At 31.6% G+C, this 25,697-nt stretch carries 23 protein-coding genes and 18 tRNA genes; 6 read left to right on the plus strand and 35 right to left on the minus strand.

Features of this window, described 5'->3' with window-relative positions; translation table 11 throughout:
* Positions 1-135: 135 nt before the first annotated feature.
* The 3 genes from ACREVX_RS12315 to ACREVX_RS12325 form a co-directional block, all read right to left on the minus strand.
* A complete protein-coding gene (locus ACREVX_RS12315; protein ID WP_431544483.1) occupies positions 136-483 on the minus strand; it encodes a hypothetical protein in 348 nt (115 codons plus the stop codon).
* A gap of 235 nt (positions 484-718) precedes the next feature.
* Positions 719-1,207: a 50S ribosomal protein L7ae gene (locus tag ACREVX_RS12320; RefSeq protein WP_431544484.1), complete on the minus strand. Its 489-nt coding sequence runs from the start codon at positions 1,205-1,207 to the stop codon at positions 719-721.
* 243 nt (positions 1,208-1,450) lie between these two features.
* A complete protein-coding gene (locus ACREVX_RS12325) occupies positions 1,451-1,669 on the minus strand; it encodes a hypothetical protein (RefSeq protein ID WP_431544485.1) in 219 nt (72 codons plus the stop codon).
* 442 nt (positions 1,670-2,111) lie between these two features.
* On the opposite strand from ACREVX_RS12325, the gene ACREVX_RS12330 reads away from it, so the two are divergent.
* The 4 genes from ACREVX_RS12330 to ACREVX_RS12345 all read left to right on the plus strand — a co-directional run bounded on the left by ACREVX_RS12330 (position 2,112) and on the right by ACREVX_RS12345 (position 4,736).
* Positions 2,112-2,489, plus strand: a complete 378-nt coding sequence (locus ACREVX_RS12330; RefSeq protein ID WP_431544564.1) for a GntR family transcriptional regulator — start codon at positions 2,112-2,114, stop codon at positions 2,487-2,489.
* On the plus strand, positions 2,486-3,352 hold the full coding sequence (locus ACREVX_RS12335; RefSeq protein WP_431544486.1) for an ABC transporter ATP-binding protein: 867 nt from the start codon (positions 2,486-2,488) through the stop codon (positions 3,350-3,352). The genes ACREVX_RS12330 and ACREVX_RS12335 overlap by 4 nt, the downstream gene beginning before the upstream one ends.
* Complete coding sequence (locus ACREVX_RS12340; protein WP_431544487.1) at positions 3,345-3,977, plus strand: ABC-2 transporter permease; 633 nt, start codon at positions 3,345-3,347, stop codon at positions 3,975-3,977. Before ACREVX_RS12335 ends, ACREVX_RS12340 begins: the two co-directional genes overlap by 8 nt.
* A 588-nt stretch (positions 3,978-4,565) precedes the next feature.
* Complete coding sequence (locus ACREVX_RS12345; protein ID WP_431544488.1) at positions 4,566-4,736, plus strand: hypothetical protein; 171 nt, start codon at positions 4,566-4,568, stop codon at positions 4,734-4,736.
* A 170-nt stretch (positions 4,737-4,906) separates the two neighbouring features.
* Here ACREVX_RS12345 and ACREVX_RS12350 read toward each other — a convergent pair.
* The 21 genes from ACREVX_RS12350 to ACREVX_RS12450 all read right to left on the minus strand — a co-directional run bounded on the left by ACREVX_RS12350 (position 4,907) and on the right by ACREVX_RS12450 (position 9,089).
* Positions 4,907-4,983: transfer RNA gene (locus ACREVX_RS12350), tRNA-Arg, on the minus strand.
* Positions 4,984-5,054: 71 nt separating this feature from the next.
* Positions 5,055-5,128, minus strand: a tRNA-Gly gene (locus ACREVX_RS12355).
* Between the two features lie 5 nt (positions 5,129-5,133).
* Positions 5,134-5,208 (minus strand) — tRNA-Gly (locus ACREVX_RS12360).
* 25 nt (positions 5,209-5,233) lie between these two features.
* Positions 5,234-5,318: transfer RNA gene (locus ACREVX_RS12365), tRNA-Leu, on the minus strand.
* A gap of 15 nt (positions 5,319-5,333) precedes the next feature.
* Positions 5,334-5,409: transfer RNA gene (locus tag ACREVX_RS12370), tRNA-Lys, on the minus strand.
* Positions 5,410-5,471: 62 nt separating this feature from the next.
* Positions 5,472-5,547 (minus strand) — tRNA-His (locus tag ACREVX_RS12375).
* An 80-nt stretch (positions 5,548-5,627) separates the two neighbouring features.
* A tRNA-Gly gene (locus ACREVX_RS12380) sits at positions 5,628-5,701 on the minus strand.
* Between the two features lie 14 nt (positions 5,702-5,715).
* Positions 5,716-5,791, minus strand: a tRNA-Pro gene (locus ACREVX_RS12385).
* 15 nt (positions 5,792-5,806) lie between these two features.
* Positions 5,807-5,882: transfer RNA gene (locus ACREVX_RS12390), tRNA-Lys, on the minus strand.
* A gap of 6 nt (positions 5,883-5,888) precedes the next feature.
* Positions 5,889-5,965: transfer RNA gene (locus tag ACREVX_RS12395), tRNA-Arg, on the minus strand.
* A gap of 29 nt (positions 5,966-5,994) precedes the next feature.
* Positions 5,995-6,069: transfer RNA gene (locus tag ACREVX_RS12400), tRNA-Gly, on the minus strand.
* A gap of 64 nt (positions 6,070-6,133) precedes the next feature.
* A tRNA-Leu gene (locus tag ACREVX_RS12405) sits at positions 6,134-6,218 on the minus strand.
* 15 nt (positions 6,219-6,233) lie between these two features.
* Positions 6,234-6,309: transfer RNA gene (locus ACREVX_RS12410), tRNA-Lys, on the minus strand.
* 4 nt (positions 6,310-6,313) lie between these two features.
* A tRNA-Gln gene (locus ACREVX_RS12415) sits at positions 6,314-6,388 on the minus strand.
* Between the two features lie 8 nt (positions 6,389-6,396).
* Positions 6,397-6,472, minus strand: a tRNA-His gene (locus ACREVX_RS12420).
* 4 nt (positions 6,473-6,476) lie between these two features.
* Positions 6,477-6,553 (minus strand) — tRNA-Arg (locus tag ACREVX_RS12425).
* A 34-nt stretch (positions 6,554-6,587) separates the two neighbouring features.
* Positions 6,588-6,661: transfer RNA gene (locus ACREVX_RS12430), tRNA-Gly, on the minus strand.
* Between the two features lie 13 nt (positions 6,662-6,674).
* Positions 6,675-6,750: transfer RNA gene (locus ACREVX_RS12435), tRNA-Pro, on the minus strand.
* A 137-nt stretch (positions 6,751-6,887) separates the two neighbouring features.
* Positions 6,888-7,358: a metallophosphoesterase gene (locus ACREVX_RS12440; protein WP_431544489.1), complete on the minus strand. Its 471-nt coding sequence runs from the start codon at positions 7,356-7,358 to the stop codon at positions 6,888-6,890.
* An 82-nt stretch (positions 7,359-7,440) separates the two neighbouring features.
* Positions 7,441-8,037: an XTP/dITP diphosphatase gene (locus tag ACREVX_RS12445; protein WP_431544491.1), complete on the minus strand. Its 597-nt coding sequence runs from the start codon at positions 8,035-8,037 to the stop codon at positions 7,441-7,443.
* Positions 8,038-8,114: 77 nt separating this feature from the next.
* Entirely contained in the window at positions 8,115-9,089 is a 975-nt protein-coding gene (locus ACREVX_RS12450) for an AIR synthase family protein (protein WP_431544492.1), read from the minus strand.
* Positions 9,090-9,182: 93 nt separating this feature from the next.
* Here ACREVX_RS12450 and ACREVX_RS12455 point away from each other — a divergent pair, with 93 nt between their 5' ends.
* Positions 9,183-10,562 (plus strand): hypothetical protein, encoded by a 1,380-nt coding sequence (locus ACREVX_RS12455; protein WP_431544493.1) that lies wholly within the window; start codon positions 9,183-9,185, stop codon positions 10,560-10,562.
* 31 nt (positions 10,563-10,593) lie between these two features.
* On the opposite strand, the gene ACREVX_RS12460 is transcribed toward ACREVX_RS12455, so the two are convergent.
* Positions 10,594-12,210, minus strand: coding sequence for a peptide ABC transporter substrate-binding protein (locus tag ACREVX_RS12460; RefSeq protein ID WP_431544494.1), 1,617 nt, complete (start codon positions 12,208-12,210; stop codon positions 10,594-10,596).
* Between the two features lie 221 nt (positions 12,211-12,431).
* Here ACREVX_RS12460 and ACREVX_RS12465 point away from each other — a divergent pair, with 221 nt between their 5' ends.
* Positions 12,432-12,701 carry a hypothetical protein gene (locus ACREVX_RS12465; protein ID WP_431544495.1) on the plus strand — a complete coding sequence of 90 codons (270 nt, stop codon included), beginning with the start codon at positions 12,432-12,434 and terminating at the stop codon, positions 12,699-12,701.
* 14 nt (positions 12,702-12,715) lie between these two features.
* Here the strand turns inward: ACREVX_RS12465 and ligA are convergent, their stop codons facing one another.
* The 10 genes from ligA to ACREVX_RS12515 all read right to left on the minus strand — a co-directional run bounded on the left by ligA (position 12,716) and on the right by ACREVX_RS12515 (position 25,623).
* Positions 12,716-14,707, minus strand: coding sequence for an NAD-dependent DNA ligase LigA (ligA, locus tag ACREVX_RS12470; RefSeq protein WP_431544496.1), 1,992 nt, complete (start codon positions 14,705-14,707; stop codon positions 12,716-12,718).
* Positions 14,708-14,840: 133 nt separating this feature from the next.
* The gene (pcrA, locus tag ACREVX_RS12475) at positions 14,841-17,081 is read right to left on the minus strand and encodes a DNA helicase PcrA (protein WP_431544498.1); all 2,241 of its coding nucleotides are present in this window, start codon (positions 17,079-17,081) and stop codon (positions 14,841-14,843) included.
* A gap of 392 nt (positions 17,082-17,473) precedes the next feature.
* Positions 17,474-17,779: a YerC/YecD family TrpR-related protein gene (locus ACREVX_RS12480; protein ID WP_431544499.1), complete on the minus strand. Its 306-nt coding sequence runs from the start codon at positions 17,777-17,779 to the stop codon at positions 17,474-17,476.
* 102 nt (positions 17,780-17,881) lie between these two features.
* On the minus strand, positions 17,882-18,115 hold the full coding sequence (secG, locus tag ACREVX_RS12485; protein ID WP_431544501.1) for a preprotein translocase subunit SecG: 234 nt from the start codon (positions 18,113-18,115) through the stop codon (positions 17,882-17,884).
* Between the two features lie 210 nt (positions 18,116-18,325).
* The gene (eno, locus tag ACREVX_RS12490) at positions 18,326-19,621 is read right to left on the minus strand and encodes a phosphopyruvate hydratase (protein WP_431544502.1); all 1,296 of its coding nucleotides are present in this window, start codon (positions 19,619-19,621) and stop codon (positions 18,326-18,328) included.
* Positions 19,622-19,704: 83 nt separating this feature from the next.
* Positions 19,705-21,234 (minus strand): 2,3-bisphosphoglycerate-independent phosphoglycerate mutase, encoded by a 1,530-nt coding sequence (gpmI, locus tag ACREVX_RS12495; RefSeq protein ID WP_431544504.1) that lies wholly within the window; start codon positions 21,232-21,234, stop codon positions 19,705-19,707.
* 171 nt (positions 21,235-21,405) lie between these two features.
* A complete protein-coding gene (gene tpiA / locus ACREVX_RS12500; protein ID WP_431544505.1) occupies positions 21,406-22,152 on the minus strand; it encodes a triose-phosphate isomerase in 747 nt (248 codons plus the stop codon).
* A 48-nt stretch (positions 22,153-22,200) separates the two neighbouring features.
* Positions 22,201-23,397 carry a phosphoglycerate kinase gene (locus tag ACREVX_RS12505; RefSeq protein WP_431544507.1) on the minus strand — a complete coding sequence of 399 codons (1,197 nt, stop codon included), beginning with the start codon at positions 23,395-23,397 and terminating at the stop codon, positions 22,201-22,203.
* Positions 23,398-23,501: 104 nt separating this feature from the next.
* On the minus strand, positions 23,502-24,509 hold the full coding sequence (gene gap, locus ACREVX_RS12510; protein ID WP_431544508.1) for a type I glyceraldehyde-3-phosphate dehydrogenase: 1,008 nt from the start codon (positions 24,507-24,509) through the stop codon (positions 23,502-23,504).
* Positions 24,510-24,588: 79 nt separating this feature from the next.
* The gene (locus ACREVX_RS12515; RefSeq protein ID WP_431544509.1) at positions 24,589-25,623 is read right to left on the minus strand and encodes a sugar-binding transcriptional regulator; all 1,035 of its coding nucleotides are present in this window, start codon (positions 25,621-25,623) and stop codon (positions 24,589-24,591) included.
* Positions 25,624-25,697: the final 74 nt, after the last annotated feature.

Consider the following 25,697-nt stretch of genomic DNA (forward strand, 5'->3'; position numbering starts at 1 on the left):
TATACCATAACTAGCTCTTTTATAAGTTACATTTAAAGTGAAATTTTTAACGAATAGTCAATAGCCCCAATGTGAAAGTAACACAATTACTATTGTGTTACTTTCACTAATCCAACCCATTTTACAAATTTGAGTTTATTTTATTATAAATTCAAAAATTGAGAACACTAAAGAAAGTATCGCAGCCAATAAAAGACTTTTAGAAACCTCTTTATTTTTCTTCCAATACTGAATGGATTGAATTAACATTGACACACCCAACAATGGAACAAATACATCTGTTTCAATTTTCCAAACACCTAAAATCTGCGTACATACAAATATTATTATGCCTATAGAACAAATATTGTTAAGTACAGACAGCACTTTTTCATATGTTTGTTTTTTATACCATTGTTTTTTTCTCCAGCTACCATTGCTAAGTACAGACAGCGCTTTTTCATCTGTTTGTTTTTTACTCCAGATACCTCTCACTTTTCCCATTGTACCTCCCCCAATACGATTAATTATTATTTTATTATCTAAAACGCAATAATCTATAAGTTCGCCATAAAATACATATTTAACTATAACATAATTACCATAAATTAAGTATATTTACAATTTTTTTAATAAGTAACAGCCTCAATCTGAAAGCAAACAACCCCATATCATTAGATATGAGGTACTTGTGCCAAATTATAAGAATATTTTTTATTATTAATGTCTAAAAAGCACCCTAATTTGAACTTATTTCTTCAAATGTACCTTTATCTATATGTAATTCAATATCAATATCTGATTTTTCATAGCCTACTATTTTTATACGATTATTACCTTTCTTAATTGGTGCAGTTAATGATGTTGCTCCCTTTATAGTAGCTTTGTCTGTATTTTCTACAAGATTAACAACTGTATTGTCAGGTGATATTAAAACAATTTTTGCCTTTCCACTATTTACTGATAAGGTATATGGAATTTTCAAATCAAAATCTGTACTACTTTCATATGTCCAAAGAGTAGCACTTCCACTTAATTTTAATTTCCCTTTATATATTCCTGATTTTATTGTTTCCGTACTTTCATCTAATCCAAAGGTATCAGATACATTGGCTATTTTACTATTATCGTTATAAATCTTATTCATAGTATTAGTACCACATCCAAGAAATAAGCTAATCATCATAATTGTCATAGTTAGGAATGCTATTCTTTTTTTAGAATTCATTTTCAGCCCCCATTCACTTAATTTAAATAATATTCATCATTTTCAACAATCCAGACTACTAATATATATACTATTATACCATAATTTACATAAATGAAGTGTTTTTACAATTCTTTTAAAATGCTCAATAGCCCCAATGTGAAAGTAACACAATTGGTATTAAGTTAATTTCAAAATATTAATGTAACGTAAATATATTAAACCCCATATCGTTAGATATGAGGTTATCTGAAATGATTTATTCTATTTAAATTTTTTCTGAACGTTCTCTATATCATTTTTATTATCAATCCATTCTTCAGAATATCCACATTCACAGCACAGATATCTTGTTACCTTTACTATATTGAAGCCAAAAAATCCCCACCAAATATTGTTACCAGAATTAAATGGTCCAATTTTACCTGGTATTCTTATAATATTCTTTGAATTACATTTGGAACATGTTTGTGTGTTTTTCATATTACACGTCACTACTTTTTATTAATTAAATTATTGCTACAATATAATCTACAATTCCGACTAATAATATATATATTAAATCATACCACAATTAACATAAATTAGGTATGCTTACAATTATCAAAAATGAGTACTAGCCTCAAAGTGAAAGTAACTCAATTACAATTGTGTTACTTTCACTTATTAATTATGACTTTAATTTAAAACTGATTAAGTTGCTATTCCAATATCGGGGGTCTCGCCAACATTTCTATGAATCACACCAACAGTAATAAAAACTTCTTTAAATCAATGTATATAAGTATCATATACATTGATAGTTAGTAATCTATATTATTGACAAAAAGTTTTAAATAATGTATATATAGTATATATACATTATACTCTTTTAAATTAAATAAATAATTTATTAAAAGAAATTGGTAGGAGATAAGATATGGACATTACTATTATAATTTCAAATTTATCCAATGATCCTATATATCTGCAAATTATTGATCAGATTAAAGGACTTATATTTTCTGGCGAAATAAAAAAAGGTGATGCACTTCCATCTATGCGAAATTTAGCAAAGGATCTTCAAATAAGTGTAATTACCACAAAGAGAGCTTATGAAGAATTAGAGAAGGAAGGCTTAATTATTTCTCTTACAGGTAAAGGGTCATTTGTATCAGGGCAAAACAAGGATTTACTCCGCAAGAAAAAAATGAAGATTCTAGAAGAAAATTTAAAAGAAGTTTTAAAGGAAAGTAAAATACTTAATTTATCTATGGTAGAAATAATAGATATAATGAGAAATCTTAAGGAGGACGTAAAATGAGCAGTGTATTAGAAGTTAGAAATCTAAACAAGTCTTATGGTGATTTCTGTTTAAACGGATTAAACTTTAAGCTTGAAAAAGGATATGTAATGGGATTTATAGGACCAAACGGATCAGGGAAAAGTACCACAATAAAAGCAATTATGAATTTAATAAAAAAAGATAGTGGAAGCATCAGTATTTTTGGTATGGACAGCGTTAAAGACGAAAGGAAAATCAAAGAAAAAATAGGATTTGTTTATGATGAAAATATATTTTATGGCATGCTTACCATAAATGAAATGAAAAATATTATAGCAGGTTTTTATACAAAGTGGGATGAAAACAAATTTAAGGAGTATATTAAACATTTTGAATTAAATCCCAATAAGGTGATAGATAAGCTTTCAAAGGGAATGAAAACAAAATTCGCCTTAGCCATAGCACTCTCCCATGGAGCTGAACTTATTGTTATGGATGAGCCTACTTCAGGACTTGATCCTGCTTTCAGAAGTGAACTTATGGATATTTTATATAATATTATTCAGAATGAAGAGATGTCAATTTTTTTCTCTACGCACATTACGGAAGATCTTGAAAAAATTGCAGATTATATAACTTTTATTAATAAAGGAAGTATGGTGTTTTCTGAGTCGAAGGAAGAAGTGCTACAAAAATACGCACTAGTGAAAGGTGCTTCTAAGCTTTTAGACTTAAATATACGAAAGGAATTTATAGGTATAAGGGAAACTGCTTCCGGGTTTGAGGCATTAACTGATAATAAAGATAAAGCAAGGATTTTATTTAATGAGAATTGTAAGATTGAAAAAGCATCACTAGAAGATATTATGGTTTATACAATCAGGGGTGATATTCATGTTTAATCTTATAATGAAAGACATTAGAATTCAAAGAAAGGATAAAACCGTATTTATGTTTTTATTTTTAAACATATTAAACATATTTATATTTCAAAACAATTATGCACCCACTATATTGTTATGTTTTTTAAGTATATATCTACTGGCAGTTTATGCTAATGCTTATGATTTTAAATATAACAGTGAACTAATGATAAATAGTTTGCCTGTTAATAGAAAAATTGTGGTGGCTGCAAAATATTTATCAGTATTTGTATTTCTTATCTGCGCTATATTAATAACACTTATCATGGGCAGTTTATTACATTTTGTTGCTCCAACTTTAGTAAATAAAACCCTAGGTATAAATACTATTTTTATTGAATTTTTTATCGTATGTGCTTATTTCTCTGTTTTCTTCCCATTTTATTATAAACTCGGATACCTAAAATCAAGGTGGGTGAATTTTATAATTATGGCTGTAATGGGAAGTCTTATCTCTTTTACAAATGAGATATTAACGAATAATACAATTTTTGGGGTTGATTTTGGATTACTGCAAGGAATTGTACTGACAGCCATACCTATAATTTTTATAGTAGTCTCATTCTTTGCTTCAATTAAAATATATTTAAATAAAGAATTCTAATTGGTTTTATGACATTAATTAAACTTCCATATGGAATAGTAATAAGTCATTGCCATACAACATAATAAGTTTGCAAACATCTAGCCTATAGACTCAAAGTGAAAGTAACTCAATTGGTATTGTGTTACTTTCAGAATATCAATAAGTGCTTAATAAAGTGCCACTATATCTAATGATATGGTGGCACTTTTGACGATATATACGAATGCTACGGACTAAATATTTAACTAACAACTTTAAAAAATAATGGTAATACTAAGATAAAAGGAATAAATGTTGCTGGGAATCCTTTATACCATTTTTTATTATATATAAAAGAAACTATAATCCAATTTTAAAGTACATCCTAAGAATATTAGACATTCACTAGTTCGCCATAACCTAGTTATTCATTTTTACTGCACTCATCAATTAAGTACTCATTTTTTCGACTGCCCATTATTAGCCTAATGTGCATATGAATACTAATTATACATGTGTTATGGATTATTACTATGAAACAGGTGGTGGGAGTTATCAAAGTGGAAGTTATAATTTTAAAATGTATGATTTAGGAAGCTTAGTTAGTTTAGATGGCCGAAAAAAAATATGGCACTTGCTAATTTATTAGATGAAAATGAAAAAGTAAAACTTCAAGAGTATTCTAAAAAATATAACAAAGTTATTAGTTTAAATGGTAATTTAAAGGAGGAGCAGATTGTAGATATTAAGAATCTCCTGTTATCTAGAAAAGATGGTAGATGGGAAGTTTTAATTTAAATATAGTACATATTAATATGCTGTTTTTCAAATTATGAAATGGATATCAAATTTAATATATTTAGTATCTTGATACATACTATAAAATTTTATAAGAGGCAAAAAAGAGGGCAGAACTGTTTTTTATGACAAAGTTAAAGCCTTGCAAACCTAGTATTTGCAAGGCTTTGTGGTGCGCCCAGAGGGAGTCGAACCCACGGCCTACAGATTCGAAGTCTGCCACTCTATCCAGCTGAGCTATGGGCGCATATTAAAATATGTTCGCATAATAAAATAATTTTTAAAAAGTCTCTAGTATAAATACTAAAGACTTTTTATTGGAGCGGGTAGAGGGAATCGAACCCTCGTAATTAGCTTGGAAGGCTAACACTCTACCATTGAGTTATACCCGCAAATTTGGAGCGGGAGACGAGATTCGAACTCGCGACGTTCACCTTGGCAAGGTGACGCTCTACCACTGAGCCACCCCCGCATGGTATTCTTTTTATAAATAGTAATGGTGCAGGTGAAGGGAGTTGAACCCATACACCCGAAGGCGCTAGATCCTAAGTCTAGTGCGTCTGCCAATTCCGCCACACCTGCATATTATTACTATTATGGTGGCTTACCGGGGAATCGAACCCCGGACACCATGATTAAAAGTCATGTGCTCTACCAACTGAGCTAGTAAACCGTATTATTTAAACTAATAATATAAATCGAAATATTTCTATTTCTTTCTATTCAAATTAAAAATGGGGTGGACGATGGGACTCGAACCCACGACAACCAGTACCACAAACTGGCGCTCTACCAACTGAACTACGTCCACCATATGATGAATTATTAGTTACTAAAATTATCAATAATATAATAAATTTAATCTATTCTAATTTTATGCATTAAAATATTTGGAGCGGGTAGAGGGAATCGAACCCTCATAATTAGCTTGGAAGGCTAACACTCTACCACTGAGTTATACCCGCATATTATTTTAAAATGGTCGGGGTGACAGGGATTGAACCTGCGACCTCATGGTCCCAAACCACGCGCGCTCCCAGCTGCGCTACACCCCGGCAATATTTAAAAAATGGTGCGACATCGGGGGTTTGAACCCCGGACACCCTGATTAAGAGTCAGGTGCTCTACCAACTGAGCTAATGACGCATATATTGGTGTGTCTTAAGGGATTCGAACCCCCGGCCCACGCCTTAGAAGGGCGTTGCTCTATCCAACTGAGCTAAAGACACATATGTAATTTAATATGTATTAACATATTTGGAGCGGGAGACGAGATTCGAACTCGCGACGTTCACCTTGGCAAGGTGACGCTCTACCACTGAGCCACCCCCGCAGAATTATGTTATACCTATAATATTTTAGAATTATATAAATAGTAATTTACTTGTTAATAGTAATGGTGCAGGTGAAGGGAGTTGAACCCATACACCCGAAGGCGCTAGATCCTAAGTCTAGTGCGTCTGCCAATTCCGCCACACCTGCATATTATTACTATTATGGTGGCTTACCGGGGAATCGAACCCCGGACACCATGATTAAAAGTCATGTGCTCTACCAACTGAGCTAGTAAACCTTATTGGCTGGGAAGGCAGGATTTGAACCTACGAATGCCACAGTCAAAGTGTGGTGCCTTACCGCTTGGCGACATCCCAGCATTAAATGGGGTGGACGATGGGACTCGAACCCACGACAACCAGTACCACAAACTGGCGCTCTACCAACTGAACTACGTCCACCATATGGTGCGTCTTAAGGGATTCGAACCCCCGGCCCACGCCTTAGAAGGGCGTTGCTCTATCCAACTGAGCTAAAGACGCATATATATCAATACCTTGACGCATTAATATATTTTGGAGCGGGTAGAGGGAATCGAACCCTCGTAATTAGCTTGGAAGGCTAACACTCTACCATTGAGTTATACCCGCGTATTAATTTTAGTGGTCGGGGTGACAGGGATTGAACCTGCGACCTCATGGTCCCAAACCACGCGCGCTCCCAGCTGCGCTACACCCCGATATCCATTAAACTATAATGTTTAATGTCCTAAATTAACTGTTACGCCTTATCATTCAAATTCAATGATTTTTTCTGACGACATGGATTATTCTACACCATATATATTAATACGTCAATGCTTTTTTTAAACTTTCGCTAAAATCTTATTAAATTCGTCTCTATCTCTTCTTTATCGATACTTATAATAGCAAAACTTCGATCTCCATCTCTTGGTAGCGACGCACTTCCAGGATTTATATACCATATTCCTTCTTCAAAATCTATTTTAGCAATATGTGAATGTCCGTATAAAACTATATTAGCTCCTGTCTCTAGAGCCTTATATCTTAATTTATCTAAACTCTCTTTTACATTATATCTATGCCCATGGGTTAAGAAAATCTTTTTCCCACCTATTTCTTCTAATCTATCGTCAGGTGTTTTTACACTGAAATCGCAATTACCTTTAACATTAATTATTTCGCCTTTGTAAAACTTTTTCATTAATAAAACATCCTCTACATTATCTCCCAAGTGAATCACTACATCCAGTCCCTTTATTAGGCCTCTTAGTTGCTCTATACTGCTAGTAATTCTATGTGTATCACTTACAACACCTATGCGCATTTTAAATCACCCTCTTCATTATTAAATCATATATTGTAAATTTGATCCTTAGTTCTATTTATATACTTTATAAGTGTATACACTATCTTAATTTTTCAAGTTCTTTTTTTAATTTATCTAATGCCCTTCCTCTATGACTAATAGCATTTTTTTCTTCATTACTCATCTGCGCAAAAGTTTTCTTATACTTCTTCACAAAAAATAATGGATCATACCCAAACCCTTCTTCTCCTCTAAATTCATCAGTTATTATTCCATCTACTTCGCCCTGTACTTTTATTATTTCATCCTCATTAATTATAAGTACCATTGCACAAATAAATTTGGCTTTTCGTTGTTTCTGTTTTGCACCCTCTAAAAGATATAATAATTTTTCATTATTTGCTTTAGCATCTCCATGAACACCAGCAAACCTTGCTGAGAAAACACCTGGAGCTCCATTTAATGATTCCACTTCTAGACCTGAATCATCTGCAAGAACCATATTTCTTTCAGCTATTTTATAAATTTCATTAGCCTTTATCTCTGCATTCTCCATAAATGTGCTTCCGATTTCGTCTACATCAATATTAATATTGGCTTCCTTTAAAGATAATACTTCAAAAGGAAATTGTGATAAAATTTCCTTTATTTCTTTAATTTTATGTTCATTATTACTAGCAATTATTATTTCTTTCATAATTTTCCCCCTCGTAATCCTTTATTTCAAGATAATAACTGTTAATTATTATCCTTTTCTTTTAATATATTTATAATTTATATACTAAATAGCTCATCTCTAGTAGGTGGTAAAACGTCTTTTTCAATTCCATCTACTACTAAAATCCCTCTAGATGCTGTTATTATTCCAATCATTGTAGCTTGTACTCCACTAGCATTTAATTTCTCTGCAAGCCCTTTTCCACTACTTGCTGTTATTAGCATGCTTCCTGAGGATATAAATTTTAATGGATCAATTTTAAGTTTTTCACAAATCTTATATGTAATATCACTAATTGGCATTTTATCGTTATATACTTTAAATCCTAAGTTACTAGCCTGTGCAACCTCCCATAATGCTCCTAGTACTCCACCTTCTGTTATATCATGCATAGAATTAACACCAAATTTACCTGCTATAAGGCCCTCGTTAACCACGCTAATACTATTAACATAGTCTTTAGCCACTTCTATTTCCTTATTAGTTAAAATGCCTTGTACCCTATCTAAATGATCATTTACTATAATTGAAGTTCCCTCCATGCACAAAAGTTTAGTAACAACAATTTCATCCCCAAGTCTTGCTCCCGAAGTTGACACCGCCGCTTTTGCTTTTCCTTTTCCTATTACCGTACATGAAACTACTATTCTATTCACAGCTTCTGTGACCTCAGTATGTCCACCTAATATCTCAACGTTCATTTTTTTTGTTTCTTCATCGATTTCTTTCATAATATCTTTTATATCATCCATCGTTGCTGTTGGTGGTACAAGAATTGTAACTAAAATGCCTATAGGTTCAACCCCACAGGAAGCTATATCATTACAATTTATATGAACAGCTAGTTTACCTATATTTTTATCAGCCCCAGTTATTGGGTCAGTAGATATGACACACTCATATTCACCAAAATTTATAACACTACAGTCTTCTCCTATTCCACTTCTGATTCTAACATCACTTCTAACAACACTTTTATTATTGTCAATTATTTGTTTTAAGTCATCCCAATTAAGTTTTCCAACTTTCATTTAAATTCTTCCCCTTTATTTTTATAAAACTAGCACATTCTAGTAAGTTTAATCATACTATCTATATAAGGATTAATATATGGCGGTGATATTTTGAATTTTCTAGGACCTTTTTTAAGAATTAATACATTAAACAAAAACAACATAAAAAATCAATTTTTCTACTTATCAAAAGAATCATTAAAGGATATAGTTTTTGACTCTAAATGTGGAATATATATCCCTAGCAACGATTTAAGAACTAAATCTTTTTCTAAGACTGATATTAACACAATTAATTTAAATTCTCCACTTTTATGTATTTACAAAAAAACTGATGCTAAATTAAAGTTAAGAGAAGGAACATTAAAATGGAATGAAACCAAAGCAAAAAAAGAAATAACTATTAGTAGTAATGCATTCATGACCTTATCATTATTAGAACTCGTAGACTATTACAGTAGCTTTAGAGACGTTGATGATAATAAATATGCATTAAGCTCCCTACATCTTAAATTATGCAAAGAACAATTAGAGTTTTATGCTTCTCACTTTCGAAATAAAGATGGACTATTTGTTGATAAAAAAGATTTAACTGATCCAATGCATCAAGAATTCAATTTTGAAGATAAAAATAATAAATTTAAATTTTCTGATCAAGCTTTTATGATGGCTGCTTACTACAAATATTCTTCTGATGATAAATGTGAGCATGAACACGAATACGAAAAATTTTCTCTAGATATATTAGATATGTTTGCCCAATATAAGGAAGAAATCTACAATGTTTCATTCGAGGAACTCAATAAAATATGCTTTGCCTTAAACATTTTTTACAAATACTCCGGCCTTGAAAAATGTCAAACTTTATTGCTAGATTTTTTAGATCTTCTTATCGAGCAATATAACGCTAAACCAAATTTAATTATAAATGCTAAACTAGATCATGCGTGCATGCTATTTATAAATTGTACTCTTATGTATAATAATACTTCTATGCTTAAGTTTAAAGATACTAGCGACGATTTATTCGAAAAACTTTCGAAATTATATGATAGTGATAAAGGTATCGTGATAAAAGAAAGTGTTGATAAAGAAATACTTTATACCCCAGATGAACTTATACTCTACATGTACAGTTTAATCTTATATTCTGATTTTAATAATATAGAGGATAATTCTCACATGCTTGAGGATATATTTAAAAATCAAATTTTAAATTCTGGTTTGGTTTTAAGTTGGCCTGATGCACCATCACTAGATAATATAGAACATTACAGAAATTACTCACTAAAATCAGAAGATTTGATTCAAGATGATGATTTTAAAATGCCACAAGTTCCAACACCTGAAAATAATGAATTAGCTTCTATATTTATTAAAAACGTAGTGTACAATAAACGAAAGGAAAGTTTTAAACAAAGTAAGTTATCGTTTGATAGCAACAAAAATATGTTTATATTTTTCTTAATATTATTTTTCCGCAACCAATAAATTTTTATTTAATGTGAGACTACTTCATCTTTTATTTTGAGGTAGTTTCATTATCTTTATAGGCATAGTCAAATACCAGATTCCCACTTTTAGTGGTATAGATTCCTTTAATGTTTTCTTTCTTGCATATAACCGTGTTAGCTATATATATAGGTATACATGGCAAGTCTTTTGCTAATATTTCTTGTGCCTGCTTATAAATTGTTACCTTATTTTTATCATTATTTTCACTCATTGCCTCTGCTATAGTTTGATCATAATTTGAATTGATATATCCATAAACATTGTCTTTTGAATAAGCTGTCCATTTTGAAAAAAAACTATAAATATCTCCGTCTTCTACATCATCTTTTAAAAAGACCATGTCGTAATTTCCATTTGCAATCACTTTTTGGAGCTCATCTTTTTTATAACCAGTACAAATTACTTTTACCCCTAAATATTCTTTTATATTTTTAGCTATTTCATTAGATATCTTCATATCAAAATTTTCACTTTCATATACCAAATCTAATTTACGATTTTTCTTATAATTGCTAATGTTTTTAAGTTCTAATCCCTTAGCCTTATTAAGGAATGTATCAAAAATCAATTTAGAACTAGTGTTGTCAAAACTATCGCCACTTGTATAATTTATTGTTGGAACTGCCAAGTCCGTAGATACAGTTTCTATAATTAATTCTCTATCTATTATAGCACCAATTGCATTTCGAAAATTAATGTCTAATGCATCTGATTTATCTAACCCCTTTTTATTTTTCAAGTTAAAGTTTAAATAATACATGCTCTGAGACGGTATAATCTCAGTTTTATTTTCTGCAACAAGAGAAGTAAGTTCACTTATTGGTGGACTTACAAATACATCAATCTTTGAAGTGTTTTGCTGCTCCATAGTTTCAAAATTGGCTAAAGCTTTTTCTTCATCTTTTATAGAAGTAAATAACATCTCATCGCTAACAATCGAGCTAGCTCCCCAATATTTTTGATTTTTCACTAAATCAATTTCTCCATGTTTATTTACATCTTTTATAACATATGGACCACTATATTGAATTTCACCATAACTAGTTTGCCAGTTTTTCATATTAGCGCTTTCTTCCCTTAAAGTAAAAACTGGATTACAAAGAATTTTTGTGAAATACTCATTAGGGCTATTTAATCTTATTACTAAAGTTAAATCATCCTTTGCAAAAATTCCAATGTTCTCAAAATCTATTTGTCCAGCATTAAAATCCTCCGCTCCAAATATACAATATAATTGCTTTGCAAAAGCGTTATCTTTTTTTGATAGAATGTTATAAAAGAGTCTTTTAAAATCATTAGCATTTATATCTGTTCCATCGCTATAATGAAGATCTTTTCTTAAGGTAAATGTATACTGAATTTTATCTTCTGAAGTTTCAATGTTTTCTGCCATAGCAGGCACTATTTCTCCATCTTTATCCTCTTTAACTAACCCTTCAAACAAAACTAATAATAAATCCTTTTGTCTAACATCATCACTATCTATCATTAACAAATCTTTTGGCAAACTTCCTAAGTTATAAACTAAATATTTCTTCGCTGTTGAAGGTACTGCTTTTTTTTGAATACATCCACTGGCAAGCATTGTCATAAAAATTAACATTAAACATAATAACTTTTTCATATTTACCTCCGTCTAAGTCACACCCCTATAAATAATAATTAGGTATTTCACTTTTTATCATGTGCCTTATTAGAAGTATTAACTTTTAACATATTAAATAATCAAAATATTTTTTTTATACAAGTTATTTCTGTTAACTTTTATTGTTTCATTATGTTATAATAAGTGCATATCTATTTACAATTTATATATATTTGATATGTATATAGGAGGCTTTCTCTATGTTAATTACAACTATTCAAATAATCGCTATACTTTCAATGTTAGTTTTTATGTTTATTGGAATATGGGGTTTTATTTTATTAATTAAAATATATAACCAGCTAACATATAAAAATTACTTAATGGAAAAACTTATACAAAATACGTCTAAATTATCACCGAATCATGAAAATAAAGAATATTCAAAATGTAAGCCTAATCCAATCGACATTACTAAAACAACTGAAAATGAACCATTAGATGTTAACATAAAAAAAGACGCCATCTGACGTCTTTTTATTTTTTACAGCATTTGTTCAAACTCTTCCTCATTTAGGACCTTGACGCCAAGTAATATTGCCTTATCGTATTTTGATCCTGGATCTTCACCTACTAAAACATAATCTGTTTTTTTACTAACAGTACCAGCAATATTTACTCCTAAAGCTTCTAATTTTTCTTTAATCTCAATTCTACTATAAGAAGCTAGAGTACCTGTAACTACCATTGTCTTATTCATAAATATATTTTCTAAAGTCAAAGTTTCTTCAAAAATCGGATTAACTCCAAGTTCTAATAATTCAGATATACTCTCTATTATTTTATCTTGACTGAAAAATTCCATTATGCTTCGCGCTACAATATCTCCTATGTCTTGAACATTTATTAAATCCTCATAAACTGAACCCTTTATGTTTTCTAAATTTTTAAATCTATTAGCCAAATCTTTAGCTGTTTTCTTTCCTACATTAGGTATTCCTAAAGCATATATAAATGAATCCAAAGAACAATTTTTACTATTTTCTATGGAGTTAATTAGATTTCCAGCCTTTTTCTCTCCGAATTTCTCTAAAACTAAAAGTTTATCTTTTTCTAGTTTATATAATTCTGATATAGCTTTAACCCCTAATTTTTCAAATAATTGCTGGGCCGTTTTCTCGCTAAATCCACCAATATTCATAGCTTCACGGCTACCATAATGTACTATACTTTTCACCATTTGAGGCATGCAAGATAACGTATTATCACAAAAATAATGTACTCCATCTCGAACAAGCTCACTACCACAACTTGGGCAAATTTCAGGCACAATTATATCTATACCCTTTTCGATAGTACTATCCACTACACCCATTATTTCCGGAATAACATCATTAGATCTACGTACAAAAACATCGCATCCAATTTTTACACCTTTTCTATTAATATCATCAATATTATTTAAAGTAGCTCTTTTAACAGTTGCACCAGCAAGTCCTACTGGTGCAAGTATCGCCGTAGGAGCAACTCTACCACTACGCCCTACATTCCACACAACATCTAATAAGGTTGTAGTCGCTTCCTCCGCTTCAAATTTATAAGCAATAGCCCATTTAGGAAATTTAATTGTGTAACCAAGTACTTCTCTAGTCCTTATGTCATTTATAGCTATAACAACACCATCAATATCATATTCTAAATCCGCTCTAATAGCCTCAATATGTACTATTTCTTTTTCAATTTCTTCTAAAGTTTCACACTGAGCGATATACTCATCTATGGGTATGTGTTTCCTTTTTATAAAATCCATCATTTCAATGTATGTTTTAAAAGGGGTTCCTTCGTTATATCCTACATCATAGAAAAATGCAGAAAGCCCCCTTCTTGATGTCTCACGCACATTTAAGTTTCTAAGTGCTCCAGCTGCTCCATTCCTAAGATTTTTAAGAGGTGTAGCCGAAGTTTCGTTATACTTTTCAAACGCACGTTTTGTCATAATAGCTTCGCCGTGGACCTCAATTACTGCATCATATTCAATTTGAAGAGGAAGAGTTTTTATTGTTTTTGCCTGGGCAGTAATATCTTCTCCTATAACTCCTGTCCCCCTACTAGCTGCTTTAATCAAATATCCCTCTTCGTTATAAGTAGCATTTACTGTAAGACCATCAAACTTTTTAGTTAATACATACGTAAGATGATCAAGCTGAACCTGATGATTTAAATTATATTCATTCATGACTTTTATGTTTCTATTGTGCCACTCTTCTATTTCTTTTAAACTTTGAGCTTTATCTAAACTCCAAAGCTTAGCCTTGTGAGTATATTTAGAAAAGCCTGGCAACACTCCTCCACCTATCCTTTGAGATGGGGATAATGGAAGTATTTCGCCTAGTTCTTTTTCTATACCTATAAGCTCATCATATTTTTCATCATATTCTTTATCCGATACTAGATGATTGTCCTGCACATAATAAGCATTTGCATATATATTAAGTTCCTCTACCAATTTAAGCATCCTTATTCTTTTATCATCCATATTTATATATTACACCCTTTCCTCATCGCAGCAGACAACTTTAAGACATATTAAATAAAATGACCAGCATTCATACTAGTCATTTTGTCCAAAATGTCTTTGCAACATACATGATTGCTTAATTACATATTACTTATAAAATTTCAAGTGGTGCTTTATCTAATATCAACTTCTTTATTCCCATGTTGTCAAAAGCTATGGCAATTAGTGTGTCACCATTAGAGTTTGAAGTTGAAACTATTGTGCCTACTCCAAATTTAGTATGCCTAACTTTTCTACCAACAGTAGCTTCGCTTTTAATAATTTCTTGCTCAGGGGTACTGCTCTGCGTGCTGGTTGAATGGTCTTGCGTAGGATTCGTATGACTAAGAAGGCCATGAGGATTATATTTTTGAGAATTCTTAGCGTTTTTCCTCTTGAGCACTGGCACTGTCCTGTTTCTATCTCCTCCTATAATTTCTTTTAAATCCGGAGAAATTTCACTTATAAAGTCAGATGGTTGATACCCAACATTTCTTCCAAATATCATTCTACTCTCAGCCGAAGTTATATAAAGTTTTTCTTCCGCTCTTGTTATAGCAACATAACATAAACGTCTTGATTCTTCCATCTCAGTAAAATTGTTTAAAGAAGACATGCCTGGGAATATCCCATTTTCCATACCTACCATAAATACTACTGGAAATTCCAGCCCCTTTGCACTATGTACTGTCATCATGCCTACAGTATCAACTATTTCATTAGGATCCTCAGTTGTTGAACCTAAACTTACCCCTTCTAAAAATGATAAGAGGGATTTGTCCTCTGAAGTTTTTTCAAATTCTACAGCATCTGATACTAGTTCCTTTATATTTTCTACTCTCGACTCATCTTCTGGTTCCTTAGAATTTTCTAATTGCTTTAAATAGCCTGTATCAGCAATTATAGTCTTAATTAGCTCGGATACAGATATCTCTTCGTTTTTAGCCATAAAACTGTTCATTAGGCTCACAAACTTATTTATAGATGACTTATTTCTAGTTGTAAGACTTGGGATAAAGTCTACATCTAAAACAGCACTATACAAGCATTGTTCTATTTCAGTTGCGAATTCTTGAACCTTTTGAATAGTTGCATCACCTATATTTCTTTTAGGTACATTTATAATTCTTTTTAGTGCAATATCATCAAGTGGATTATTAATAAGCTTTAAATACGCCATTATATCCTTTATTTCTTTTCTATCGTAGAACTTAAGACCTCCGACTATTCTATATGGGATTAAATTTTTACGGAAACTTTCCTCAAAAATACGTGATTGAGAATTCATCCTATATAAAATAGAAAAATCTTTATAACTCCTATTTTCGTCTTTCATAATTTTCTTGATCTGGCTTGCTACAAAATTTGCCTCGTCTCTATCTGTATATGCTCTATATAAATTAATTTTTTCGCCACAATCTTTCTGCGTCCTTAGCGCTTTATCTTTTCTTTGGGAATTATTTATTATAACTTCATTAGCAGCTTTTAGTATATTTCCGCAAGATCTATAATTTTGCTCAAGTTTTACTACTTTTGCCTTTGGATAATCTTTTTCAAAATCCAATATATTTGTTACATCAGCGCCTCTCCAAGCATAAATACATTGGTCATCATCTCCAACTACGCATATGTTCTCAGTTTTATCTACTAAAAGTTTTATAAGTTCATATTGAGCTTTATTAGTATCTTGATACTCATCCACCATAATATATTTAAATTTCGAATGGTAAAAGTCAAGAATATCCTTATTGTTTTTTAAGAGTTCAACAGCCTTAAAAATCAAATCATCAAAATCTAGAGCGTTATTCGCTTTTAATCTTTTTTGATACAAAACATAAACGTCAGCTATTTTATTTTTCCTATAATCGCTTTCGTTCTCTTTTTTAAATTTATCTGGAGAAATAAGTTCATTTTTAGCGCTTGAAATTTTGCCTAATATTTCTGAATCTGTTAGATCTTTTTCATTTATCTGAAGTTCCTTCATACACTGCTTGATCAAACTTTTTTGATCATAACTATCGTATATAGTAAAATTCTTATTATATCCTATCTTATCTATTTCTCGTCTTAAAATTCTAACGCAACTAGAGTGAAAAGTAGAAATCCACATATTATCGGCTATGTTACCTACTAAAGATCTAACTCTGTCCTTCATTTCACCAGCTGCTTTATTAGTAAAAGTTATGGATAAAATTTGAGATGGGTATATAGCTAAATCCTCAATCATATGTGCAATTCTGTAAGTCAAAACTCTGGTTTTACCTGATCCTGCACCTGCTAGTATCAGTAGCGGCCCATCAACTGTTATTGCAGCCTCGCATTGCTCTTTGTTTAATAAACTCTTTAAATCCATGGAACCACTCCTTATATATTATATTAATACTAGATTCTCTAGCATTACTTTAGTGCGACATATTTTACTACTTTACGTTAATAGATAAACCCCTTAACGAGAATATATTCGTAATCATGAGTTTACGTTTATGGTATAAGCTTCTACCATCTTTATATAATATTATAGATTTATGATATAAACATACACCTAATTATATCACAGTCTTTACGAACATACCCACTAAAAAATATAGACGGTTAATTTATGTTCACTCTTTAACAATATTTCATCGCCTATGGCGCGAATCATTGCTAATTTAACTGAGTAAATATATGTTAACCGTCTCTTCTAGGCATAGCTTCTCGCATATTAAATCATCTCCTGGGTCGATGAAATATAGTTAAAAAAGTCTACTTATCTTTTGATTCTAGACGCTCTAGTATAAGTTTGTATCCATCACTACCATAGTTTAACGCTCTGTTTATTCTACTTATCGTAGCAGTACTAGCCCCTGTAGCTGCTGCTATATCCAAATATGTCTTTTTATCTACAAGCATTTTTGCTACTTGAAGTCTTTGCTCAAATGCTTTAATTTCATTAATTGTTGATATATCCTCAAAAAATCTATAACATTCTTCCTTTGTTTTTAGGCTTAAAATTCCTTCAAAAAGAAAATTCATATGTTCACTTTCTAATTTAGAACTATATTCACTCATTATTCTTCACCTCTAATAATCGTAGACTAAATTCCAAAAATATATAAAAAATGCAGTTTATTAAAAATCATCTAAATAAACTGCTGAGACTGAAAAATTATATTAGTTAATAAAATTCATTAAAAGTATTATTACAGCAAACAAAACTCCTGAAACTGCTGTAATTTTTGCTAAAACTGATTCTGCAGTTTTTGTTTTGTTTTTAGCAAAAAAAGTATCAGAACCTCCGCCTCCTACAAGTCCACTTAATCCATCTGATTTACTAGGTTGCATCATAACAGATACAATTATAACAATCGAAACTATAACTAATAAAACTATTAGAAAACTTTGCATGTGTACACCCCCTGTTCGTTGAATGTTGAATTATCTTATCATACTCTAATGCAACGTGTTATGGAATACAATTATGGACTGTACCCACAATATACTGCTAGAGTTTTATTTTTAAATTAATTTTAACACAATTTTTTCTAAAAATCCACATAAACACAAGTAAAATATAAGAGTATAGTCTAAAGCAACTATACTCTTATTTAAAACTAATTATCTGTTTATATTGTAGAATGCTTTGAGTCCTCTATATTCAGCCATTTCATCTAGTTCTTCTTCTATTCTTAGAAGCTGATTATATTTACAAACTCTTTCACTTCTAGCTGGAGCACCAGTTTTAATTTGTCCTGCATTCATAGCTACAACTAAATCAGCTATTGAAGTATCCTCAGTTTCTCCTGATCTATGAGAAACTACTGCAGTATATCCTGCACGTTCTGCCATTTCTATAGCATTTAATGTTTCAGTAAGTGTGCCTATCTGGTTTAATTTTATAAGAATTGAATTTGCAGTTTTCTTTTCAATTCCCATTTTTAATCTATCAGTGTTAGTTACAAATAAGTCATCTCCAACTAATTGAACTTTATCGCCTATTTTATCAGTTAAGTATTTCCATCCTTCCCAATCTTCTTCAGCCATACCATCTTCAATAGAGATAATTGGATATTTGTTAACTAGTTCTACATAGTAGTCAGCCATTTGTTCTGGAGTAAGTATTCTTCCTTCTGAAGCTAAATTATATTTACCATCTTCGAAGAATTCGGAAGCCGCTGGATCAAGTGCTATAAAAATATCTTTTCCTGGAACATATCCAGCTTTTTCTATAGCTTCAATTATGATTTTTATAGCTTCTTCATTTGATGATAAATCTGGAGCGAATCCACCCTCATCACCAACACCAGTAGCAAGTCCTTTAACTTTTAATAATGCTTTTAATGCATGGTACACTTCTGCACTCATTCTTAATGCTTCTTTGAAAGAAGTTGCTCCTACTGGCATAACCATAAACTCTTGTAAGTCTACATTGTTGTCAGCATGGCTTCCACCATTTATAATATTCATCATTGGAACTGGTAAAACTTTAGCGTTTACTCCGCCAATATATTGGTATAATCCAAGCCCTAGTGACTCAGCAGCAGCTCTAGCGCATGCAAGTGATACTCCAAGAATTGCATTGGCGCCTAGTTTTGCTTTGTTAGGTGTTCCGTCAAGTGCTATCATTGCATTGTCAATTGCTATTTGGTCATATACATTCATTCCAACGATTTCTTCAGCTATAATATTATTTACATTATCAACAGCATTTAAAACTCCCTTGCCGTTATATACATCTTTATCTCCATCTCTTAACTCTACAGCTTCGAATATACCAGTAGATGCACCTGATGGCACTGATGCTCTTGCTATAGTTCCATCTTCAAGTGTTACTTCAACCTCAACAGTTGGAAATGCTCTTGAATCTAAAATCTGTCTTGCATAAATATCAATTATTTCAATAAAGTTTTTCATATTATCTAACCTCCAAAGTTTTTTTCTATTATATTGTTGCCTAAATTAAATTAAGATAATCCTAAAATCGAATAAAAATTTATTTATTTTATTAAACATTTTCCTGTCATTTCACTTGGAACATCAAGCCCCATAACGCTTAGCATAGTTGGAGCAATATCTGCAAGTATCCCAGCATCGCGTAGCTGCGTGCTATGATTTGAAACATATGTGAAAGGAACTAAATTTGTAGTATGTGCTGTCATTGGTTTGCCAGAGGAATAATCAATCATTTGCTCAGAGTTTCCATGATCTGCTGTTATGAATATGCTACCATCTTTAGCCAGAACTGCATCTACTATTTTTCCAAGACATTCATCTACTGTTTCTATAGCCTTTTTAGCAGCATCAAAAACTCCTGTATGACCTACCATATCTGGATTAGCATAATTTAATATTATCATGTCGTATTCATCAGTTTCAAGTCTCTTTAACAGTTCACTTGTAACCTCATATGCACTCATTTCTGGTTGCATATCATACGTTGCAACTTTTGGTGATGGGATTAAGGCTCTGTCTTCATTAAGATTTGGAGCCTCAACTCCTCCATTAAAGAAGAATGTAACATGAGCATATTTTTCAGTTTCAGCTATTCTTAATTGTTTTTTACCCATCTTGCTAACATATTCACCAAGTGTATTAGTATAACTCTCAGGTGTATATGCTACATCAACATTTTCTATAGATATATCATATTGTGTAGTACATACATAGTTAAGAGTCAAAGTTTCTCTAATAAACCCTTCGAATGTTTTATCATTTATTGCTCTTGTGAGCTCACGAGCTCTGTCTGGTCTAAAGTTAAAACAGATTACAGTGTCGTTATTGCTAATGGCTGCAACAGGTTTGTTATTTTCCATTATAACAGTTGGGAGAACAAATTCATCCGTCTTATTATCATGCATAGCTGAACGCATTGCATCTAGAGCTGAAGTGTTTTCTTCACCCTTAGATAAAACCATAGCATTATATGCAAGCTCAACTCTTTCCCATCTTTTATCTCTATCCATAGCATAATATCTACCAGCTATAGTTGCGATTTTTCCAAGACCAATCCCTTCCATATATTCTTCTATTTCTTCTATATACCCTAATGCTGAACCGGGTTGCACATCTCTACCATCTAAAAAAGCATGAACATATACTTTTTTAGCGCCTTTATCTTTAGCAAGCTTTATTAAAGCTTTTAAATGATCAATATGAGAGTGAACTCCTCCGTCAGACAATAATCCTAAAAGATGTATTGAAGAATTTGCTTTAATAGCTTTATCCATAGCTTCATTAAAAGCCCTATTTTTAAAGAAGTCTCCTTCCTTAATTTCTTTTGTTATTTTTGTAAGTGCTTGATATATTATTCTACCTGCACCAATGTTTAAATGTCCAACTTCTGAATTTCCCATTTGACCCTCTGGTAATCCTACCTCTAGGCCACTTGCAGTCAATTTTGTACTTGGATAGTTTTCTATCAGCTTGTCATAGTTTGGTTTACTCGCTGCAACTACTGCATTTCCATCAATGTTACTTGATAATCCAAATCCATCTAAAATCATTAGCATTACTGGCTTCTTTGACATTTTTGTTCCCCCCCACCATTTATTTATAATATCAATGACATTAATTTGCATTAATATTTGTATTCATAATTAGGAAATAATGTAGCTTTATCTACTTCGTAGCTTTATCTACTTCGTAGCTTTATCTACTTTGTAGCTTGCCACATTATTTCATTTGTTTTCTAAAAAGTCTTAGTAATTTACTATTCCAGCGAAGTCTTCTGCTTTAAGGCTAGCTCCACCAATTAATCCACCATCAATATCTGATTTTCCCATTTGTTCTTTTATAGTTGAAGGTTTAACTGAACCACCATATTGAATTCTAAGTTTTTCTGCAACATCTTTTCCAAACATTCCACCAACAGTTGCTCTTATAAATGCAATTGTATCATTTGCTTGATCAGCAGTTGCTGTCTTACCTGTACCTATAGCCCAAATTGGTTCATATGCAAGAACTAACTTTTCTACTTGTTCTTTTGTAAGTCCATCAAGTCCTAATTTTACTTGGTTTTCTAAAACTTTTTCAGTAACATTTCCTTCTCTATCAGCAAGAGTTTCACCAATACAGAATATAGGACTAATGTTATGTTTATAAGCAGCTTTAATTTTTTTATTTACAGTCTCATCAGTCTCATTGAAATATTGTCTTCTTTCACTATGACCAATTATAATATAATCAACGCCTAGTTCCTGAAGCATTGCTGGTGCAACCTCACCTGTAAACGCACCATTTTCTTCATAATGCATGTTTTGAGCTCCTACTTTTATGTTTGAACCCTTAGCTGCTTTTATTACTGCCTGTAGTGCTAATAATGTAGGACAAACTACAACATCACATTTTGCATCTTTAACTAATGGTATCATTTCTTCAATTAAAGTTACAGATTCAGCTACGGTTTTATTCATTTTAAAATTTCCTGCAATTATACCTTTTCTCATCAAAAAAACCTCCAATATATTTTGTTATTAATAATAATTATTTATTTACTATTTATTTGTAAGGGCTTCAATTCCTGGTAGCAATTTGCCTTCTAGGAATTCAAGTGATGCTCCACCACCTGTAGATATGTGGGTCATTTTATCGCCGAATCCTAATTGGTTAACAGCAGCTGCGCTGTCTCCACCACCTATTACAGTAGTTCCATCAACTACCGACATAGCCTTAGCTACAGCAATTGTTCCTTTTGCAAAATTCGCAAATTCAAATACTCCCATTGGTCCATTCCAAACTATAGTTTTAGCTGTAGATATAGCACCTTTGTATATTTCTTGAGTTTTAGGTCCAATATCTAGTCCCATATAACCCTCTTTAATATTTTGATCTTCTGTAACTACTGGCTCTGCATCAGCTGAAAATTTATCAGCAGTAATATGATCTACTGGCAATAAAAATTTAACGCCTTTTGCCTCTGCCTTTTGCATCATGTCTTTAGCATATTCAACTTTATCTTCTTCGACTAAAGAAGTTCCCACTTTGTATCCACCAGCTTTTAAGAATGTATAAGCCATTCCTCCACCGATTATTAAAGTGTTTACTTTATCAAGTAAATTGTCAATAACAGCGATTTTATCAGATACTTTTGCTCCACCTAAAATTGCAACAAATGGTCTAACAGGATGATCTACTGCGTCACCTAAGAATTTCAATTCTTTTTGAATTAGATATCCGCATACTGAAGTTTTAACAAACTCAGTTACACCAACAGTTGAGCAATGGGCTCTGTGTGCTGTTCCAAATGCATCATTTACAAATATATCTGCAAGTGAAGCTAATTCTTTAGAAAAGTTTTCTTTATTTTTAGTTTCTTCTTTTCTATATCTTGTATTTTCAAGAAGAACAACATCTCCATCTTTCATTTTTGCAACGCCAGATTTCACACTATCACTAACTACATTTGGGTCAGCAGCAAAAAGTACTTCTTTTTTCAACATCTCGCTTAGTTTTTTAGCAACCGGTGCTAGTGAAAGTTCAGGTTTTGCTTCTCCAGCAGGTTTTCCAAGATGGGAGCATAAAATAACTTTTGCTCCATTTTTAACTAAATATTCTATTGTAGGCATAGCACCTACTAATCTATTTACATCTGTAATTACCCCATCTATTAGTGGTACATTAAAATCACATCTCACTAATACATTTTTACCTTTAACCTCTATATCTTCGATTGTTTTCTTATTGAATTGCATACACATTCTCCTCTCGTTTGTCTCATAATAAAAAAGGTCTGATTCCATAGAATAACTATAAAACCAGACCTTTTACTATACTTACAATATCTTAAAATCAGATTTTATAGTCTATCTGCAACAAATTTAGTTAAATCAGATAATCTATTTGAATAACCTGCTTCATTATCGTACCATGAAACAACTTTAACCATATTTCCTTCAATAACCATAGTTGACATTGCATCAACTATAGAAGATCTTTCGTCCCCTTTGAAATCAATTGAAACTAATGGTTCTTCACAGAATCCAAGAATACCCTTCATTTCATTTTCAGATGCTTTTTTGAATGCTGCATTTACTTCTTCTACAGTAACATCTCTTGAAACTTCACATACTAAATCTGTACATGAAACAGTAGGAGTTGGAACTCTTAAAGAGAAACCATTTAATTTTCCTTTTAATTGTGGTAAAACTAATGCAACTGCTTTAGCAGCTCCAGTTGTAGTTGGAATCATTGATAGTGTAGCAGCTCTTGCACGTCTCATATCTTTATGAGGAGCATCTAATAATTTTTGATCTCCAGTATATGAATGAATTGTAGTCATTAAGCCCTTAACTATTCCAAATTCTTTATCTAAAATTTTAGCAAATGGTGCTAAACAGTTAGTAGTACATGATGCATTAGAAATTACATTATGTTTTGTTGAATCATATTTTTCTTCGTTAACTCCTAAAACTATTGTTATATCTTCATTTTTAGCAGGAGCTGATATAAGAACTTTTTTAACACTTACTCCTAAATGCTCGCTTGCTTTAGTAGCATCTGTAAAGAATCCTGTTGATTCTAATACTATTTCTACTCCAAGTGAACTCCAATCTATGTTTTTTGGTTCTTTTTCTGCAAATATTTTAATTTCCTTACCATTAACAACTATTGAATTTTCTTTAGCTTCAACAGTTCCAGGGAATTTTCCATAAAGAGAATCATATTTTAAAAGGTGTGCTAATGTTGCGGCACTAGTTAAATCATTAATTCCTACTACCTCTAACTCTGCTCCGTAATTTTTTACAAGTGCGTTAAATACGTTTCTTCCTATTCTTCCAAATCCATTAATACCTACTTTTACCATATTGACAAAACCTCCTAAATTTTTTTAACTGATTATATGTAAATATATAATTCTCTATTTAATAAAATCATTATATAGTTTACTCTATTTTCTCTAAAATATTTACTATTTCTACTGCAGCTGCTTCATCAATTACTAAAACAGTACTGGAGCAGTTGATTTCAGTTGCTATGATGGCTTTAGCCTTACTTTTCCCGGCCGCTACTGCAATCAAAATCTTATTGCTTTTCTCATCCTCGTTCTTAACCACAATAGTAGGTACAGTATAAATTTTTTCCCCTACTTCATTATAGTATTCACCAAACGCTTCCCCTACAGCACCTACTTCTTCAAGTTCAGCTATCACATTTTGCGGTAGCCCTCTTTTTAATGCCATCTCAGTCGCGACACCTATTCCATAAATAAGTATATCTGCGTTTCTAATCTTTTCAATTATGTTTTTTATGTTTTTTTCTTTTAATATAGTTTCTAGTGCTGCATTACTCAAATTGTCAGGTACATGAAGTAATTCATAATTCCCACCAATTTTATCTGCTAGTCTTGCAACTAAGGTATTAGCTTGAATATCTACATTTCTAGCCATTCCGCCTCTAGCTGGAAGAACCAAACTATTATTGTATTTCTTATTTGGCAAAAAACTATCTACAACTTCCTTGACTGTTGATCCACCTGTTAATGCAATAACACTATTTTCACGAATAACATCCATAGCATAACCGGCTGCTGCTTTCCCAAGTTCTTTAAGGACGCTTTTATCAATTTCTACATCTCCGGGAACAACTATAACTTGAGCAAGCTTCAAATGTTTCTCAATAAATTTTTCAATTTCAGACAAACCTTTGATTTCATGAATAAATTCTTTTAGCTGATTTATAACTTCTTCTCCATCTCTTGTAATAAACATTCCTAGTGCGTTAACTTCAATTAAGTTTTGAGATTTTAGAAAATTTATTTCATTCCTTATTATTCTTTCACTTATGCACATATGATCTGCTAAAATCCTTCGTCCTATAGGTTGATTATAACATATCATCCTTAATATATCATGCCGTTTTTCAAGAAGATCTATTAATTCAGGCACTATCTTTTGCTGCAATTTTATTATTTTCTCCACTTGAACACCTTTCTGGACTTGATAAGTCCCAGCACATATTTTTTGCTCCCACGTACATTATAGATGAAATACTA

The organism is Clostridium sp., from assembly GCF_050717545.1.
Classification (GTDB): domain Bacteria; phylum Bacillota; class Clostridia; order Clostridiales; family Clostridiaceae; genus Clostridium_AD.